We start from the raw sequence: 16,673 nt of genomic DNA, 5'->3' as shown, positions 1-16,673 counted from the left end.
TTCCCGCGACCGGGTGTCGTTTCCGCCCGCGCTCAGGGGCGGATCGGGTCCGGGCTGGTCAGGAACCGGCCTTGCGCTTGTTGTAGACGTCGAAGCCGACGGCCGCGAGGAGCACCAGACCCTTGATGACCTGCTGGTAGTCGGTGCCGACGCCGACGAGCGACATCCCGTTGTTCAGCACGCCCAGGACCAGGCCTCCGATGATCGCGCCGAGGACGGTGCCCACGCCGCCGCTGGCGGAGGCGCCGCCGATGAAGGCGGCGGCGATGGCCTCCAGCTCGAAGTTGATGCCGGCCTGCGGCGTGCCGGCGTTGAGCCGCGCCGCGAAGACCAGTCCGGCGAGTGCCGCGAGCACGCCCATGGTGGTGAAGGCGAGGAAGACGACGCGCTTGCTCTTCACCCCGGACAGCTTGGCCGCGGCCTCGTTGCCGCCGATCGCGTAGGTGTGGCGGCCGATGATCGAGTTGCGCATCAGGTAGCCGAAGCCGACCAACAGGGCGCCGAGGATCAGCAGGACGATCGGCACGCCGTGGTAGCTGGCCAGCAGCAGCGTGAACGCCAGCACGGCCGCCGTGATCACGGCGAGCTTGGCCAGGAACAGCCCGAGCGGGAGCACCTCCAGCCCGTACGAGGCGGTCTGGCGCCGCCCGCGCAGCTCCTGGAGGACGGCGACGGCGAGCACCGCGAAGCCCAGCAGCAGGGTGAGGTTGTGGTAGTTGGTGTGCGGGCCGACCTCGGGGAGGAAGCCGCTGCTGATGTTCTGGAAGCCCTTGGGGAACGGGGCGACCGACTGGCCCTGCAGGATGATCTGGGTGCCGCCCCGGAACAGCAGCATGCCCGCCAGGGTGACGATGAAGGAGGGGATCCCGAGGTAGGCGATCCAGAAGCCCTGCCAGGCGCCGGCGAGGGCGCCGATCACCAGCGCCACGAGCAGGGCCACCGGCCAGGGCATGTGGTGCTTGACCATCATCACGGCGGCGGCGGCCCCGACGAAGGCCGCGAGCGATCCGACCGAGAGGTCGATGTGCCCCGCGATGATGACGATCATCATCCCGATGGCCAGGATGAGGATGTAGCCGTTCTGCTGGATCAGGTTGGTGATGTTGAGCGGCTGGAGCAGGATGCCGTCCGTCCAGATCTGGAACAGCAGCACGATCAGCGCGAGGGCGACGAGCATGCCGTACTGGCGCACGTTGCCGCGCAGCGCGCCGGCCAGGGCGGAGCCGATGGAGGGGCTCGGGCCGGCCTGCGGCGCCTTCGGGGACGAATCCGGGATGATCTCGGTCGGGGCCATGCCTCACACCTGCTCGTTGCTGGATGCGGTGCTCATGGTCATGAGCCGCATGAGGTTTTCCTGGGTGGCGTCGGCGCGGGCGACCTCGCCGGTGATCCGGCCTTCGGCCATGGTGTAGATCCGGTCGCACAGGCCCAGGAGTTCGGGGAGTTCGGACGAGATGACGAGCACGGCCTTGCCCTGGGCGGCCAGCTCGGCGATGACGGTGTAGATCTCCGCCTTGGCGCCGATGTCGATGCCCCGGGTGGGCTCGTCGAGGATCAGCACCTCCGGTTCGGCGAAGATCCACTTGCTGAGGACGACCTTCTGCTGGTTGCCGCCGCTGAGGGTGCCGGTCCGGGTGAACACCGTCGGGGCCTTGATGTTCATCGTCCGCCGGAACGATTCGGCGACCTTGGTCTCCGCGTGCCGGTCGACCCGGCCGAACCGGGCGACCTTGCCGAGCGCGCTCAGCGAGATGTTCCGGCTGATGTCGTCGATGAGGTTCAGGCCGAGGTGCTTGCGGTCCTCGGTGACGTAGGCGAGGCCGTGCCCGATCGCCTCCGGCACCGTCCGGGTGCGGATCTCCCGGCCGTGCAGCCGCACCCGCCCGCCGCTCCACCGCCCGTACGAGCGGCCGAAGACGCTCATCGCGAGTTCCGTGCGGCCGGCGCCCATCAGCCCGGCGATGCCGACGATCTCGCCGCGCCGGACGTTCAGCGAGGCGCCGTCCACCACGGTGCGCTGCTGGTCGATCGGGTGCCGGACGGTCCAGTCCTCGACCTCGAAGGCGATCTCGCCGACCTCGGGAGTGCGTTCGGGGTAGCGGTGTTCCAGGTCCCGGCCGACCATGCCGCGGATGATCCGGTCCTCGGAGATGCCCTCCGGGCCGATCGCGATGGTCTCGATGGTCCGTCCGTCGCGCAGGATGGTGACGGCGTCGGCCACCCTGGTGATCTCGTTCAGCTTGTGCGAGATGATGATGCAGGAGATGCCCTGCGCCTTGAGCTCCAGGATCAGGTCGAGGAGCTTGCGGCTGTCCTCGTCGTTCAGCGCGGCGGTCGGCTCGTCCAGGATGAGCAGCTTGACCTTCTTGGCGAGCGCCTTGGCGATCTCGACCAGCTGCTGCTTGCCCACGCCGAGGTCCGCGACCCGGGTGTGCGGGCTCTCGGCCAGGCCGACCTGGCGCAGCAGTTCGGCGGCGTGGGTGAGCGTGCGGTGCCAGCTGATGATGCCCCGGGTGGCGTGCTCGTTGCCCAGGAAGACGTTCTCGGCGATGGACAGGTACGGCACCAGGGCCAGTTCCTGGTGGATGATGGCGATGCCGCGTTGCTCGCTGGCCCGGATGTCCTTGAAGCGGCAGGGCTCGCCCTCGAAGAGGATCTCGCCCTCGTAGCCGCCGTGCGGGTAGACGCCGCTGAGCACCTTCATCAGGGTGGACTTGCCGGCGCCGTTCTCGCCGCAGATGGCGTGCACCTCACCGGCGGCCACGCTCAGGTTGACCTCGGAGAGCGCCTTGACGCCGGGGAACGACTTGCTGATCGACCGCATTTCGAGAACGGGTCCAGCCATGGTTGTGCGTCCGTATCGTTCGGGGCGGTGCGGTGGGGGAGGGGGCCCGGGCGAGCCCGGGTCGCGGGGCGCTCCCGGGTGCCGCACCGCCGGTTCGGCGTGGGGCCCGTCGACCGGGCCCCACGGGCTACTTGAGCTGGTCCGCGGTGTACTGGCCGCTCTCGACCAGGACCTTCTGGTAGTTGTCCTTGTCGACACTGACCGGCTGGAGCAGCTGCGCCGGGACGGTCTTGACGCCGTTGTTGTACTGGCTGGTGTCGTTGACCTCGGGCTTCCCGCCGGTCAGCAGCGCGTCGCCCATCTGGACGGCGGCCCTGGCGAGTTGGCGGGTGTCCTTGTAGACGGTCTGGGTCTGCTCGCCCGCGATGATCGACTTCACCGAGGCCAGCTCGCCGTCCTGGCCCGTGACGACGGGCAGCGACTTGGCCGTGCCGTAGCCGACGGCCTTGAGCGAGGAGAGGATGCCGATCGAGATGCCGTCGTACGGCGACAGCACGGCGTCGACGTCGGTGCCGGTGTAGGCCTTGCTCAGCAGGTTGTCCATCCGGGACTGGGCGAGGGCGCCGTCCCAGCGCAGCGTGGCGACCTGGTTGAAGTTGGTCTGGCCGCTCTGCACGACCAGCTTCTTCTGGTCCAGGTACGGCTTGAGGACGCTCATCGCCCCGTTGAAGAAGAAGGTGGCGTTGTTGTCGTCCGGCGAGCCGGCGAACAGCTCGATGTTGAACGGGCCCTTGCCGTCCTTGAGTCCGAGCTTGTCGGCGATGTAGCTGCCCTGGAGGACGCCGACCTTGTAGTTGTCGAAGGTCGCGTAGTAGTCGACGTTCTGGGTGCCCCGGATCAGCCGGTCGTAGGAGATGACCGGGATGTGCGCGTCGGCGGCCTTCTGCAGCACGTTGGTGAGGGAGGAGCCGTCGATGGCGGCGATCACCAGCAGCTTGGCGCCCTTGGTGATCATGTTCTCCACCTGGGAGACCTGGTTCTCGACCACGTTGTCGCCGTACTGCAGGTCGGTCTTGTAGCCCTTGGCCTGGAACTCCTTGACCATGTTGGTGCCGTCGTTGATCCAGCGCTCCGACGACTTGGTCGGCATCGCGATGCCCACGAGCCCGCCCTTGGCGTCGCCCTTGGACGTCCCGTCGCCGGCGCCGTTGGCGCTCTGGCCGCAGGCCGCGAGCGAGAGCGTCAGGCCCGCCGCGACGAGGCCCGCTGAAAGCTTCCGCACAAGTTCCTCCAGTGATGATGTTCCGCGACCGGCACAGGGCGGCCCTGGTCGGGCGACCGGGAGCGGTCGGGCGGGGGCCGGCCGGAGCGGTTCCCGGTGCTGTGGAATAGCGGGCTGCGGTAGCTCTGGCCTGGCGTGACATGAAGTGTTAACGCTCACAAGGGCGGCGTCAAGAGGTGCGGGATCATTGTTGGGTCCCGGCGTTCCGTCGGCCGGTCCGGCCGTGTGTGTGCCCGCCGGAGAGGTGGCCGCCCTGCGGCGATCGGGTGGATGACCGGTGAATTGCGAGGGAATGTCGAGTTCGCGATCGAGGTGACCGCCCCGACGCGCGGTGGCCCGGGCGTCCGTGATGTCGGATCCGGCAGGGGCTGGTCGTCGGCCGGCGGCGGAGCGGTTCCCGCGGGTGCTGCGCGTCCGGATCCATGCTGCGGATCCGCGCGGCGGGAATGCCGCTGAATGGGCGCCGAGGCGGAAATTCGGCGGACGCTCGAAATGGCGTCGACGTCCGGGGAAAGGGGAACCCTTCCGGTCGCCGCCGGGGGAGAGAGCGGCCGCCTGCCTTCTCGCGCGACCGGGGGGTGGCGGGAAAAGGCTGACGAGAGACCGGAAGGGCCCCGGATTTCGGCCCGGCGGCCACTTTCATGGAGAGCCGCTCGGGATCATTTCGAAGGAGGTCGGAAGTTCACCTCGCCGACGACTGTCGGGAGTGGCAGTACCATGGCGATGCGATGCATTGTTATCGCTAACATCGCCGATGTTTCGCCGCGGCCTTCTCGGGTGAGGCGGCCGGTATGCCGTGCTCGGATCGGTGCGCCGCGGGGGTTCGGGGGTGCGGTGCGGTACTCGCGCCGTGGCGGCGGCCGGGTAGCGGCGTCGTGGTGGCGGCGGTCCGGGGCGTACCGGATCCGTTCCGGCGCGAATGCCGGGGGCGAATCCCGCCTCGGTGACCGGCGCAGTACGTCCCCCTCGCCCGGCGGGGTCGTGGACCGCGCGCGGTGGATGCCGCCCCGCGCGGGGAGGAGGTGGTCCCGGAGCGGAGGTCGAACGCCTTGGCGTGGCGGCCCGTCGCCACGGGGCCGGCCCGGCGGCGCTGCCGCCCACCGCCCCGCTCCCGGCCCGAACGCGCTGGGTGTCGGACCGCTCACCGGGTGCCGTCGAGGTGGGGGTGCGGGCCGGTGATCTCGGCAATCACCTCCATGGCGCGGCTGTGAGCGTTAACTTGGCAATGTCGGCAGATGTGAGTGCCCGGTGGGGCTGGTATCAAGAGAAGCCGCCGGTTGGACCGAGGGTGACGGATTGGCCTGGACCTGGTCGCGTACTGTGGTCCGCAGCCGAGGAGGGGACTGCGAGTGGGAACCGAGAGCGCCGGGACGGAATCACGGCAGCCGGTGATGGCGGACGTGGCGAAACTGGCCGGGGTGTCCCACCAGACGGTGTCCCGGGTGCTCAACGGCGCCCCGCACGTGCGGCCCGACACCCGGGACCGGGTGCTGGCGGCCATACGGGAGCTCGACTACCGGCCCAACTCCGCCGCCCGTGCGCTGGTCACCCGGCGCTCGCAGACCCTCGGGGTGGTCAGCTTCGACTCGGCCCTGTACGGCCCGGCGTCGATGCTGGACGGCATCGAGCGGGCCGCGCGCAGTGCCGGGTACTTCGTCAGCGTGACGAGCCTGCGCTCCCTTGACGGCCGTTCGGTCCAGGAGGCCGTCGACCGGCTGCGCGACCAGGGGGTGGAGGGCGTCGTGGTGATCGCGCCGCAGATCTCCGCCGTCAGCGCGGTGGCCCGGCTCTCCAGCTCCGTGCCGCTCGTCGCGGTCGGTTCGGGCAATCAGACCCGGGTGCCGATGGTGTCGGTGGGCAACCGCTACGGTGCCGGCGAGGCCACCGGGCACCTGCTCGACCTGGGGCACCGCACGGTGCACCACCTGGCGGGGCCGGCCAACTGGCTGGAGAGCCAGGACCGGGAGGAGGGGTGGCGGCTGACGTTGCGGGCGGCCGGAGCCCCCGTGCCCGAGGTGGAGCGTGGCGACTGGAGCGCCCGCTCGGGCTACCAGGCGGGGCTGCGGATCGCCGGACTGCGCGACGTCACCGCCGTCTTCTGTGCGAACGACCACATGGCCCTCGGCCTGTTGCGTGCCCTGCACGAGGCCGGCCGGTCGGTCCCGGACGAGATCAGTGTGGTCGGCTTCGACGACATTCCGGAGTCCGCGTACTTCATTCCGCCGCTGACCACCGTGCGCCAGGACTTCGGCGAACTCGGCAGACGGGCCCTGGAACTGCTCGTCGGGGAGCTGGAGGGTGCCAGGCCATCGTCGGCCCATGTGCAGATCTCCCCGGAGCTGGTGCTGCGACGCAGCGTGGGCCCGGTCATCGGGAGCTGAACGGGCAGCCGGGATCCGGTCCGCGGTGCACACGCGCCTCGAAGGCCGCGCTCCGACCGCGCAGAACCTCCCTTGACAGCACGTTTGTTAGCGCTAACAATTCATGTGAGCGTTAACAGCAACGCTTTCCCCGCTCCGTCGGCCGGGCCACCCATCCCGCTTCTGTGCGCCCGGCCGACGGACACCCGTTCCGGCCTCCAGAGGGAGAGGCAGCGGAACGACGCCTGTCGCCGGCGCGAACCGCCCTGCCCTGGTTGAGACCGCACCGGCGACAGGCAACAACGCAGGCCTCCCGTACGAAGGATGAGGAAGTGACCGTGATCCCTGCCGCCCCCGACCCGGACCGCTACGTCGTCGGCGTCGACTTCGGTACCCTCTCCGGCCGCGCCGTGGTGGTACGCGTCCGGGACGGCGAGGAGCTGGGCACCGCCGTCCACGACTACCCGCACGCCGTCATCGAACGCGAACTGCCCGGCACCGGCCAGGCGTTGCCGCCCGACTGGGCGCTGCAGCACCCGGCGGACTGGCGCGAGGTGCTGCGTACCGCCGTCCCGGCCGCGCTCGCCGCCGCCGGCGTCGACCCCGCCCACGTCATCGGCATCGCCACCGACTTCACCGCCTGCACCGTCCTCCCCGTGCTCGCGGACGGCACCCCGCTGGCCGAGACGGACGCCTGGGCGTCCCGCCCGCACGCCTGGCCCAAGCTCTGGAAGCACCACGCCGCGCAGCCCCAGGCGGACCGGATCAACGCCCTGGCCCACGCCCGTGCCGAGAAGTGGATCTCCCGCTACGGCGGCCGGATCTCCGCCGAGTGGCAGTACGCGAAGGCCCTCCAGGTACTGGAGGAGGACCAGGCCGTCTACACCGCGACCGCGCGCTGGATCGAGGCCGCAGACTGGATCGTCTGGCAGCTCACCGGCGCCGAGAGCCGCAACACCTGCACCACCGGCTACAAGGGCATCCACCAGGACGGGAGTTACCCGAGCGAGGAGTACCTCGCCGCGCTCCACCCGGACTTCGCGGACTTCGCCCGCGCCCGCCTGGAGCACCCGCTCTCCCCGCTCGGCTCCCGAGTGGGCGGGCTCACCGCGCAGGCCGCGGAGTGGACCGGTCTGCCCGCCGGCACGCCCGTCGCCGCCGGCAACGTCGACGCCCACGTCGCCGCGCCGGCCGCCCGGGCCGTCGACAACGGCCGACTCCTGGCCATCATGGGCACGTCCACCTGCCACGTCGTCAACGGTGCCACCCTCGCCGACGTCCCCGGCATCTGCGGAGTGGTCGAGGACGGCATCGTCACCGGCTCCTACGGCTACGAGGCCGGCCAGAGCGCCGTCGGCGACATCTTCGCCTGGTGGCTGCGCCAGGGCGTGCCCGCCGACTACCTGGCCGAGGCCGAGGCGAACGGCGAGGACCTGCACCGGCTCCTCACCCGCAAGGCCGCCGGCCAACCCGTCGGCGCGCACGGACTCGTGGCGCTCGACTGGATGAACGGCAACCGCTCCACCCTGGTCGACCACCACCTGTCCGGAGTGATCGTCGGACTCACCCTGGCCACCCGCCCCGAGGAGATCTACCGCGCCCTGCTGGAGGCCACCGCCTTCGGCACCCGCGTCATCGTCGAAGCCCTGGAACAGGGCGGCGTCCCCGTCACCGAGTTCGTCGTCACCGGCGGCCTCAAGAAGAACGCCCTGCTGATGCAGATCTACGCCGACGTGCTGCGCCGCCCGGTCTCGGTCGCGGAGTCCGAGCAGGGGCCGGCCCTCGGCTCCGCGATCCACGCGGCCGTCGCCGCCGGGGCGTATCCGGACGTACGGACCGCGGCCGATGCGATGGGCCGGGTGCAGCCGGGCGCCTACCGGCCGGACCAGGCCGCCGCGGACACCTACGACCTGCTCTTCGCCGAGTACCGCGCCCTGCACGACCACTTCGGCCGGGGCGCCGACAAGCTCCTGCACCGCCTGCGCGACATCCGGAACGCCGCCCTCACGACCACGAGCGAGGCCTTGTGAACGCGACCATCGACGCCGTCCGCCGCCAGGTCGGCGACCTCCACCAGGAACTGGTCCGCTACGGCTTGGTGGTCTGGACCGCCGGCAACGTCTCCGCCCGCGTCCCCGGCGAGGACCTGCTGGTGATCAAGCCCAGCGGCGTCTCCTACGACGACCTGTCGCCACAGAACATGATCGTCTGCGACCTGGACGGCAACGTCGTCGAGGGCGACCACGCGCCCTCCTCCGACACCGCCGCGCACGCCTACGTCTACCGCCACCTGCCCGAGGTCGGTGGCGTGGTCCACACCCACTCCACCTACGCCTGCGCCTGGGCGGCCCGCGGCGAGGCCGTGCCCTGCGTCCTCACCGCGATGGCGGACGAGTTCGGCGCCGAGATCCCGGTCGGCCCCTTCGCCCTGATCGGCGACGACTCGATCGGCCGGGGCATCGTGGACATCCTCAAGGGCCACCGCTCGCCCGCCGTCCTGATGCAGAACCACGGTGTCTTCACCATCGGCAAGGACGCCAAGGCGGCGGTCAAGGCCGCCGTGATGTGCGAGGACGTCGCCCGGACCGTCCACCTCTCCCGCCAGCTCGGCGAACCGCTGCCGATCGCCCAAGCGGACATCGACCGTCTCAACTTCCGCTACCAGAACGTCTACGGCCAGCCCCAGGGCCGGTGAGGAGCCACCCCATGACCAAGCCACTCGAAGGCCGCGAGGTCTGGTTCCTGACCGGCAGCCAGGGCCTGTACGGCGAGGACACGCTGCGCCAGGTCGCCGAGCAGTCCCAGCGGATCGCCGAAACCCTGAACCGCGACTCCGCCGTACCGGTCGAGATCGTCTGGAAGCCCGTCCTCACCGACGCGGGCGCCATCCGCCGAATCTGCCTGGAGGCCAACTCCGCGGACGACTGCATCGGCCTGATCGCCTGGATGCACACCTTCTCCCCGGCCAAGATGTGGATCGCCGGGCTCGACGCCCTGCGCAAGCCGCTGCTCCACCTGCACACCCAGGCCAACGTCGAACTGCCCTGGCAGTCCATCGACATGGACTTCATGAACCTGAACCAGGCGGCCCACGGCGACCGCGAGTTCGGCTACATCCAGTCCCGCCTCGGAGTCGCCCGCAAGACCGTCGCCGGACACGTCAGCGAACCGACCGTGGCCGCCAGGGTCGCCGCCTGGGTCCGCGCCGCGGCCGGCCGCGCCGAACTCGCCGGCCTCAAGCTCGCACGCTTCGGCGACAACATGCGCGACGTGGCCGTCACCGAGGGGGACAAGGTGGAGGCCCAGCTGCGGCTCGGGGTCTCCGTCAACACCTACGGCGTCAACGACCTGGTGGACGCGGTGGACGCGGCCGACGAGGGCGACGTCACCGAACTGACCAAGGAGTACGAGGACGGCTACCGCCTCGCGCCCGAACTGCGGGCCGGCGGGGAGCGCCACGAGTCACTGCGCTACGCCGCCCGCATCGAGCTCGGCCTGCGCGGCTTCCTGGAGCAGGGCGGATTCAAGGCCTTCACCACCAACTTCGAGGACCTCGGCGGGCTGCGCCAGCTGCCCGGCCTGGCGGTGCAGCGGCTGATGGCCGACGGCTACGGCTTCGGCGGCGAGGGCGACTGGAAGACCGCGACCCTGCTGCGCACCCTCAAGGCGGCCGCCGCCGGACTGCCGGGCGGCACCTCGTTCATGGAGGACTACACCTACCACCTGGATTTCGGCAGCGAGCTGATCCTCGGCGCGCACATGCTGGAGGTCTGTCCGAGCATCTCCGCCGGCACCCCCTCGTGCGAGGTCCACCCGCTCGGCATCGGCGGGCGCGAGGACCCGGTCCGGCTGGTCTTCGACGCCGAACCCGGCCCGGCCGTCGTGGTCGGCCTCGCCGACCTGGGCGACCGCTTCCGGCTGGTCGCCAACGAGGTCGACGTCGTTCCGGCACCGGAGCCGCTGCCCAACCTGCCCGTCGCCCGGGCCGTCTGGAGGCCGCGTCCGGACCTGCAGACCTCTGCCGAGGCCTGGCTGACGGCCGGCGCGCCGCACCACACCGTGCTCTCCGCGGCACTCGGCACCGAGGAGCTCGACGACCTCGCCGAGATGCTCGGAGTCGAACTCCTGGTGATCGACGACGACACCACGATCCGCCGCTTCACCAAGGAGCTGCGCTGGAACCAGGCCTACCACCGGCTGGCCCGGGGTCTGTGATCCTTGCGGTCCCCTGCGCGACGACGCCCGCCGGCCCGGCGGGCGTCGCCCTTTTCCGTGCCCCCTTCCGCACCCCTTTCCCACACTCCCTCGAACGGAGCGAAGCCCGTGCCCAGAGACACACTCGTCTCCTCCGGTGACCTGACGGTGGCCCAGGAGGTCGCCGCGGCCATGCCGGACGGCCGGCGCATCACCCGCTGGACGTTCGGTTCCCGGACCGGGGTGACGGCCGAGGTGCTCAGCCTGGGGGCCCGCCTCCAGACCCTGAACGTGCCGGACCGTGCCGGGCGGAGGGCCAATGTGGTCCTCGGCGGCGGCAGCGTGGAGGACCTGCTCGGCCGGGCGGCGTACCTAGGCGCGATCGTCGGCCGCTACGCCAACCGGATCGCCGGCGGTGTGCTGCCCCTCGACGGCACGACGCACCGGCTGGCCACCCAGCCCACCGGGCACACCCTGCACGGTGGTCCGGACGGCTTCGCCACCCGCCTCTGGGACGGTGTGCCGGTCCGGGCGGACCGGCGGGTCGGCGTCCGCTTCCGTACCCGCAGCCCCGCCGGGGACCAGGGGTTCCCGGGGACCGTCACCGCCGATGTGACGTACCTGCTCGATCCCGACGGGGAGCTCTCGATCACCTACGGCGCCGTCACGGACGCCCCCACGGTCGTCAACCTCCACCAACCACGCCTACTTCAACCTGGCGGGCGAGGGCAGCGGCACGGTGCTCGACCACCTGCTCCGGGTCGAGGCCGGCAGGTACCTGCCCGTGGACGGGGAGCTGATACCGCTCGGCCCGGTCGAGCCCGTGGCCGGCACGCCGTTCGACCTCCGCCGGGCCCGGAGGCTCGGCACCTGCATCGCCGAGGAGCACGGGCAGATCCACCGGGCCGGCCGCGGTTTCGACCACAACTGGGTGCTCGACGGCACCGGGTACCGGCGCGCCGCCATCCTGAGCCACCCGGCCAGCGGCCGCCGCGTCGAGTGCATGACGACGGAGCCGGGCATCCAGGTCTACACCGGCAACCACTTCGACGGCTCGCTGTCGGGCCGCTCCGGCCGCCCGTATCCCGCCCACGCGGGCATCGCGCTGGAGACCCAGCACTTCCCCGACTCGCCCAACCGGCCCGAGTACCCCTCCACCGTCCTGCGTCCGGGGGAGCAGTACCGGTCGAGGACGGTGTACCGCTTCTCCGCGGAGTAGGGGAGAAACGAACGGGGGCGGCGGGCCGACCGGGCCCGCCGCCCCCGTTTCGTGCTCAGGACGCGACGAAGACCCGGACGTCCCAGGCACCGAGGTCGACCGGCCCGCCGGCGGGCACCGAGGCACCGCCCAGCACGTCGGTCAGGTCCACCGGGGCCTGGTCCCGGGTGGGCTGCCGGCTCCAGTCGTGCACCACGTGGACGCGGCGCCCGTCCGGGGCCGTCCCGGTGGTCGTGGTGACGGACGCGGGCAGGTCGCGCCAGCCACTGGCGGGCGCGGGGGCCAGCCAGGCGGCCAGCGCCCGGGCCAGGTCGCGCCCGGGCACCGTTCCGACGCACGTCACCCGGCCGGCGCCGTGGGCCCGGGTGGTGACGGCGGACCAGCGGCCGAAGTGCGGGTGGTCGTAGCCGGCCGGCTCGATGGCATCGGTGGCGGTGAGGCCCTCCACCCAGCGGGTCGCGGTCGCGCCCGCCGGAAACGCCGGCGGACCGCCGGGTACGGCACGCAGCGGGAGGTCCGCGGGCAGGTTGCCGAACTCGTCGTACCACGCGCCCGCGGCCGCCGTCAGGCGCGGCGGGGCGGTCTCGTGGCGTTCATCGTCCTGTCCGTCCCGGAGGGGGATCGTTGGGACAGGTCGGAGCAGCTTCCCGCCGGAACGGAGGCCCTGCTTCGCCGAAGACTGGGCGCGATCACCGCGCGGCTGCACACCCTGGCCCCGGAGGACGGCCGCTTCGGGTACCCGGCCACCGAGTCCGGCCTGTCCGCCGCCGACTGGCGGACGGCGTTCACGGCCATGGCCGACGCGCTCCTCGACGACGCCGACCACTGGCGGTCGCCGCTGGACGTACCGCCGCAGCCGGACGCCCCTCGGTGCCGGAGAGAGCGTCATCCTCATCGGCTTCGGCTTCCGCACGCGTGATCAGGCTTCGCGCATGGTCACGAACCTTCCGCCGGGCTCCGGCGAGCCCCCGACGCTACGTGCTCAAGCAGGCTGCGCAGGGTACGGACCTGCGAGAACTCGCCCGGGGGAGCTGCCGGGGCGTCACCGGCGTCCGTGCCGGGCCCGCTGCTCCGTCCGATCGGAGCGGCGGGCGGCGTGGCAGCGAGAGCCGGGCCGTGCCGGTGGAACAGCCCGGCTCGGCGGGTGCACGTGGTTCAGCGGGCGCCGAGGAGGTGTTCGAGGGCCAGCTGGTCCAGCTGCTCGAAGGCCATGCCGCGCAGGGCGGCGGCGTCGACGTCGAACTCCTCGAAGGCGGAGGTGTCCGCGAGCAGCCCGGCCAGGCCGTCCTCGGCCGTGGGGAGGGCGAGTTCGGGCAGCCGGGAGGCGGCGAGCGCGGCCTGCACCTGCGGGTCGGCCCGGAAGGCGCGGGAACGCTCGGCCAGCAGCAGGTAGTTGCGCATGCAGCCGGCCGCCGAGGCCCAGACGCCGTCGAAGTCCTCGGTGCGCGGCGGCTTGAAGTCGAAGTGCCGCGGGCCGTCGTAACCGGCGGACTCCAGCAGGTCGACCAGCCAGAAGGCCTGCCGCAGGTCGCCCGCGCCGAAGCGCAGGTCCTGGTCGTACTTGATGCCGGACTGGCCGTTGAGGTCGATGTGGAACAGCTTGCCGTGCCACAGGGCCTGGGCGATGCCGTGCGGGAAGTTGAGCCCGGCCATCTGCTCGTGGCCGACCTCGGGGTTGAGACCGACCCGGTCGGGCCGCTCCAGAGCGTTGATGAACGCCAGGGCGTGGCCGACCGTGGGCAGCAGGATGTCGCCGCGCGGCTCGTTGGGCTTGGGCTCGATCGCGAACCGCAGGTCGTAGCCCTGCTGCTCGACGTACTCGCCCAGCAGGTCGAAGGCCTCCTTCAGCCGGTCGAGCGCGGTGCGCACGTCCTTGGCCGCGCCGGACTCGGCACCCTCGCGCCCGCCCCAGGCGACGTAGACCGAGGCGCCGAGCTCGGCCGCCAGGTCGATGTTGCGGATCGTCTTGCGCAGCGCGTAGCGCCGTACGTCGCGGTCGTTGGCGGTGAAGGCGCCGTCCTTGAAGACCGGGTGGGTGAACAGGTTGGTGGTCGCCATCGGGACCGTCAGCCCGGCGCCGTCCAGCGCGGCGCGGAACCGCTTGACGGTCTGCTCGCGGGTGGCCTCGCCGGCTCCGAAGGGGATCAGGTCGTCGTCGTGGAAGGTGACGCCGTAGGCGCCGAGTGCGGCCAGTCGCTGCACGGTCTCGACCGGGTCGAGGGCGGGGCGGGTCGCGTCGCCGAAGGGGTCGCGACCCTGCCAGCCGACGGTCCACAGACCGAAGGTGAACTTGTGCGCGGGGGTGGGGGTGAGGGTGTCGCTGGACATGAAGCGGCTCCGGGTTCAGTGCCGAAGGGGTGTTTGTCAGGGCTCTCAACAAATTAGTATGCCGGAACGTCAGAAGGAACCCCACCGGAGGAACGCATGGCTGAACAGCGCGTCGTGATCGGCTTCGACAGCTCCACCCAGTCCACCAAGGCGCTCGCCGTCGACCTCGACACCGGCACCGTCCTGGGCCGGGGCCGCGCCCCGCACACCGTCAGCACGGGCGCCGGTCGCGAGAGCGGCCCCGAGCAGTGGTGGCAGGCGCTCGGGGAGGCCGCGGCGGGAACCGGCTGGGCGGACCGCGCGGCCGCCGTCTCGATCGCCGGCCAGCAGCACGGCCTGGTCACCCTGGACGCGGCCGGGGCACCGGTCCGCCCGGCGCTGCTCTGGAACGACGTCCGGTCCGCCCCCCAGGCCGCCGGGCTGAAGGCCGCGATCGGTGCCGCGGAACTCGCCCGCCGCACCGGCAGCGTGCCCACCGCCGCCTTCACCGCCGCCAAGTGGGCCTGGCTGCGCGCCCACGAGCCCGCCGCCGCGGAGCGCACAGCGGCCGTCCGACTGCCCCACGACTTCCTGACCGAGCGGCTGACCGGGGCGGCGGTCACCGACCGGGGCGACGCCTCGGGAACCGGCTGGTGGGGTCCGGACGGCTACGACCGGGACGTCCTCGCCCGGATCGGCCTCGACCCGGGCCTGCTGCCCGAGGTCCTGGTCCCGGGCAGCCGGGCCGGTGTCGTGCGCCCGGGGACGCCGCTGCGCGAGGGCACACCGGTGGCCACCGGCACCGGCGACAACATGGCCGCCGCCCTCGGCCTCGGCCTGCTCCCCGGACAGCCGGTGCTCAGCCTCGGCACCTCCGGCACCGTCTACGCCGTCGGCCGGACCAGGCCCGCCGACCCGAGCGGCACCGTGGCCGGCTTCGCCGACGCCCTCGGCGGCTGGCTGCCGCTCGCCTGCACGCTCAACTGCACCCTCGCCGTCGACCGCTTCGCCGCCCTGCTCGGACGCGGCCGCGAGGAGGTCGAGGACGGCGGCACCGCGGTCGTCCTGCCCTACCTCGACGGCGAGCGGACACCGGACCTCCCGGACTCCTCCGGCCTGGTCCACGGGCTGCGCCACGACACCACCCCGGGGCAGCTGCTGCAGGCCGCCTACGACGGCGCCGCCCACGCCCTGCTCGCCGCCCTGGACGGCGTGCTGCGCGCGGGCGGCGCGGACCCGGCCGGCGACGAGCCGCTGCTGCTGATCGGAGGCGGCGCCCGCGGCCAGGCCTGGCAGCGGACCGTCCTGCGGCTCTCGGGCCGCGCGGTCCAGGTGCCCGACGCAGAGGAACTGGTCGCGCTCGGCGCCGCCGCCCAGGCCGCCGCGCTGCTCACCGGCGAGGCGGCCGACGCCGTAGCCCGCCGCTGGAAGACGGCGCGGGGCCCCGTGCTGGAGCCGGTGAAGCGGGACGAGGACGCCCTGATCCGGATCGGGGATACCCTGCGTCGGGCCGGGGCCTTGCAGGGCGCTCCGGCCGAGGACCGGTAGGAGGAGCGGCGCGTGACAGTGGTCGGCAAGGCGAAGAGCAGCCCGGGGAACGGGCCCGCGTCGCAACAGGACATGCGACGGCGGAACCTCTCGGTCGTCCTCGGCGCGGTGGCCGCGCACGGCTCGCTGTCCCGCCCGCTGTCCCGTGCGGACGTCGCCGGACGCGTCGGCCTGACGAGGGCGGCCGTCTCGTCGCTGGTCGACGAGCTGATCGGGCGGGGTGCGCTGGCCGAGGCGGAGATCCCGCCCGACGGGCGGGTCGGTCGCCCGGGACGCGCACTGTCGGTGATCGACGAGGGCCCCGCCGGTCTCGGCCTGGAGATAGGCGTCACCCACCTGGGCGCGTGCGTGGTGGACCTGCGCGGCGAGCCGCGGGTGTGGCGCCGGGTGGAACGGGCCAACGCGGGCCGGCCGGCCGGGCAGGTACTGGCGGAGGTCGCCGCGCTGGCCGCCGAGGCGGAGGCCGAGGCCGCCGGCCTCGGACTGCGGGTCGAGGGCCGCGTCCTGGCCGTGCCCGGGGTGGTGCCCAACGGGCCGGGCGCACTGGTCGAGCGCGCGCCCAACCTCGGCTGGCACGGCGTCCGGCTCACCGACCACTGGCCCGACCCGGACACCGTGCCCGAACCGGAGAACGAGGCCAACCTCGGGGCGCTGGCCGAGTACTGGAGCGCCGAGCCGGCCGTGGAGACCTTCGTCCACGTCTCCGCCGAGACCGGGATCGGCGCCGCCCTGGTCATCGACGGGCGGCTGTTCCGGGGCGCCCGCGGCTTCGCCGGCGAACTCGGCCACATCCCCATCCGGCCGGACGGCGTCGAGTGCGCCTGCGGCGCCCGCGGTTGCCTTGAGCAGTACGCGGGCGAGGCGGCCGTGGGGGGGGGGGCCGGGCCACCGGCCCCCCGCCGCGGCCGCCCGGGCCGGGCCCGCACCGGCGGCCCCGGGCCCCGCGGCAGCGGGGGGCCCGCGGCCGGCCCCCGGGCC

12 protein-coding genes and 1 pseudogene are annotated in these 16,673 nt (G+C 72.5%); 8 read left to right on the top strand and 5 right to left on the bottom strand.

Going from position 1 to position 16,673, the window contains the following annotated elements; genetic code table 11:
• Positions 1-58 precede the first annotated feature (58 nt).
• The 3 genes from mmsB to chvE form a co-directional block, all read right to left on the bottom strand.
• A complete protein-coding gene (gene mmsB, locus ACIGZJ_RS25790) occupies positions 59-1,294 on the bottom strand; it encodes a multiple monosaccharide ABC transporter permease (RefSeq protein WP_396459438.1) in 1,236 nt (411 codons plus the stop codon).
• Positions 1,295-1,297: 3 nt separating this feature from the next.
• A complete protein-coding gene (mmsA, locus tag ACIGZJ_RS25785) occupies positions 1,298-2,845 on the bottom strand; it encodes a multiple monosaccharide ABC transporter ATP-binding protein (protein ID WP_396459437.1) in 1,548 nt (515 codons plus the stop codon).
• Positions 2,846-2,972: 127 nt separating this feature from the next.
• Positions 2,973-4,067, bottom strand: a complete 1,095-nt coding sequence (gene chvE / locus ACIGZJ_RS25780) for a multiple monosaccharide ABC transporter substrate-binding protein (protein WP_396459436.1) — start codon at positions 4,065-4,067, stop codon at positions 2,973-2,975.
• Between the two features lie 1,349 nt (positions 4,068-5,416).
• Here chvE and ACIGZJ_RS25775 point away from each other — a divergent pair.
• The 5 genes and pseudogenes from ACIGZJ_RS25775 to ACIGZJ_RS25755 all read left to right on the top strand — a co-directional run bounded on the left by ACIGZJ_RS25775 (position 5,417) and on the right by ACIGZJ_RS25755 (position 11,840).
• Positions 5,417-6,448 (top strand): LacI family DNA-binding transcriptional regulator, encoded by a 1,032-nt coding sequence (locus tag ACIGZJ_RS25775; protein WP_396459435.1) that lies wholly within the window; start codon positions 5,417-5,419, stop codon positions 6,446-6,448.
• 311 nt (positions 6,449-6,759) lie between these two features.
• Positions 6,760-8,457, top strand: a complete 1,698-nt coding sequence (locus ACIGZJ_RS25770) for a ribulokinase (protein ID WP_396459434.1) — start codon at positions 6,760-6,762, stop codon at positions 8,455-8,457.
• A complete protein-coding gene (locus tag ACIGZJ_RS25765) occupies positions 8,454-9,122 on the top strand; it encodes an L-ribulose-5-phosphate 4-epimerase (protein ID WP_396459433.1) in 669 nt (222 codons plus the stop codon). Before ACIGZJ_RS25770 ends, ACIGZJ_RS25765 begins: the two co-directional genes overlap by 4 nt.
• Before the next feature lie 11 nt (positions 9,123-9,133).
• Positions 9,134-10,642: an L-arabinose isomerase gene (gene araA / locus ACIGZJ_RS25760; protein WP_396459432.1), complete on the top strand. Its 1,509-nt coding sequence runs from the start codon at positions 9,134-9,136 to the stop codon at positions 10,640-10,642.
• Positions 10,643-10,813: 171 nt separating this feature from the next.
• Positions 10,814-11,840, top strand: a pseudogene (locus ACIGZJ_RS25755) (aldose epimerase family protein).
• A gap of 55 nt (positions 11,841-11,895) precedes the next feature.
• Here ACIGZJ_RS25755 and ACIGZJ_RS25750 read toward each other — a convergent pair.
• A complete protein-coding gene (locus ACIGZJ_RS25750) occupies positions 11,896-12,288 on the bottom strand; it encodes a hypothetical protein (protein ID WP_396459431.1) in 393 nt (130 codons plus the stop codon).
• 138 nt (positions 12,289-12,426) lie between these two features.
• Between ACIGZJ_RS25750 and ACIGZJ_RS25745 the strand changes: the two genes are divergently transcribed.
• Entirely contained in the window at positions 12,427-12,759 is a 333-nt protein-coding gene (locus ACIGZJ_RS25745) for a hypothetical protein (protein WP_396459430.1), read from the top strand.
• 236 nt (positions 12,760-12,995) lie between these two features.
• Here the strand turns inward: ACIGZJ_RS25745 and xylA are convergent, their stop codons facing one another.
• A complete protein-coding gene (gene xylA, locus ACIGZJ_RS25740; protein WP_396459429.1) occupies positions 12,996-14,168 on the bottom strand; it encodes a xylose isomerase in 1,173 nt (390 codons plus the stop codon).
• A gap of 96 nt (positions 14,169-14,264) precedes the next feature.
• Between xylA and xylB the strand changes: the two genes are divergently transcribed.
• Complete coding sequence (xylB, locus tag ACIGZJ_RS25735) at positions 14,265-15,695, top strand: xylulokinase (RefSeq protein ID WP_396459428.1); 1,431 nt, start codon at positions 14,265-14,267, stop codon at positions 15,693-15,695.
• Positions 15,696-15,707: 12 nt separating this feature from the next.
• Positions 15,708-16,673 (top strand): ROK family protein (locus ACIGZJ_RS25730; protein ID WP_396459427.1); only part of this gene is annotated, 966 nt, incomplete at its 3' end.

The sequence above is a fragment of the Kitasatospora sp. NPDC052868 genome (genome assembly GCF_044547105.1).
Lineage (GTDB): Bacteria > Actinomycetota > Actinomycetes > Streptomycetales > Streptomycetaceae > Kitasatospora.
The sequence above is the reverse complement of the archived record's forward strand: the minus strand, read 5'-3'. Positions and strand labels throughout refer to the sequence as shown.

Coding starts and splice junctions, on each gene's coding strand:
- mmsB (WP_396459438.1), bottom strand. CDS start 1,294: ATGGCCCCGACCGAGATCATCCCGGATTCGTCCCCGAAGGCGCCGCAG.
- mmsA (WP_396459437.1), bottom strand. CDS start 2,845: ATGGCTGGACCCGTTCTCGAAATGCGGTCGATCAGCAAGTCGTTCCCC.
- araA (WP_396459432.1), top strand. CDS start 9,134: ATGACCAAGCCACTCGAAGGCCGCGAGGTCTGGTTCCTGACCGGCAGC.
- xylA (WP_396459429.1), bottom strand. CDS start 14,168: ATGTCCAGCGACACCCTCACCCCCACCCCCGCGCACAAGTTCACCTTC.
- xylB (WP_396459428.1), top strand. CDS start 14,265: ATGGCTGAACAGCGCGTCGTGATCGGCTTCGACAGCTCCACCCAGTCC.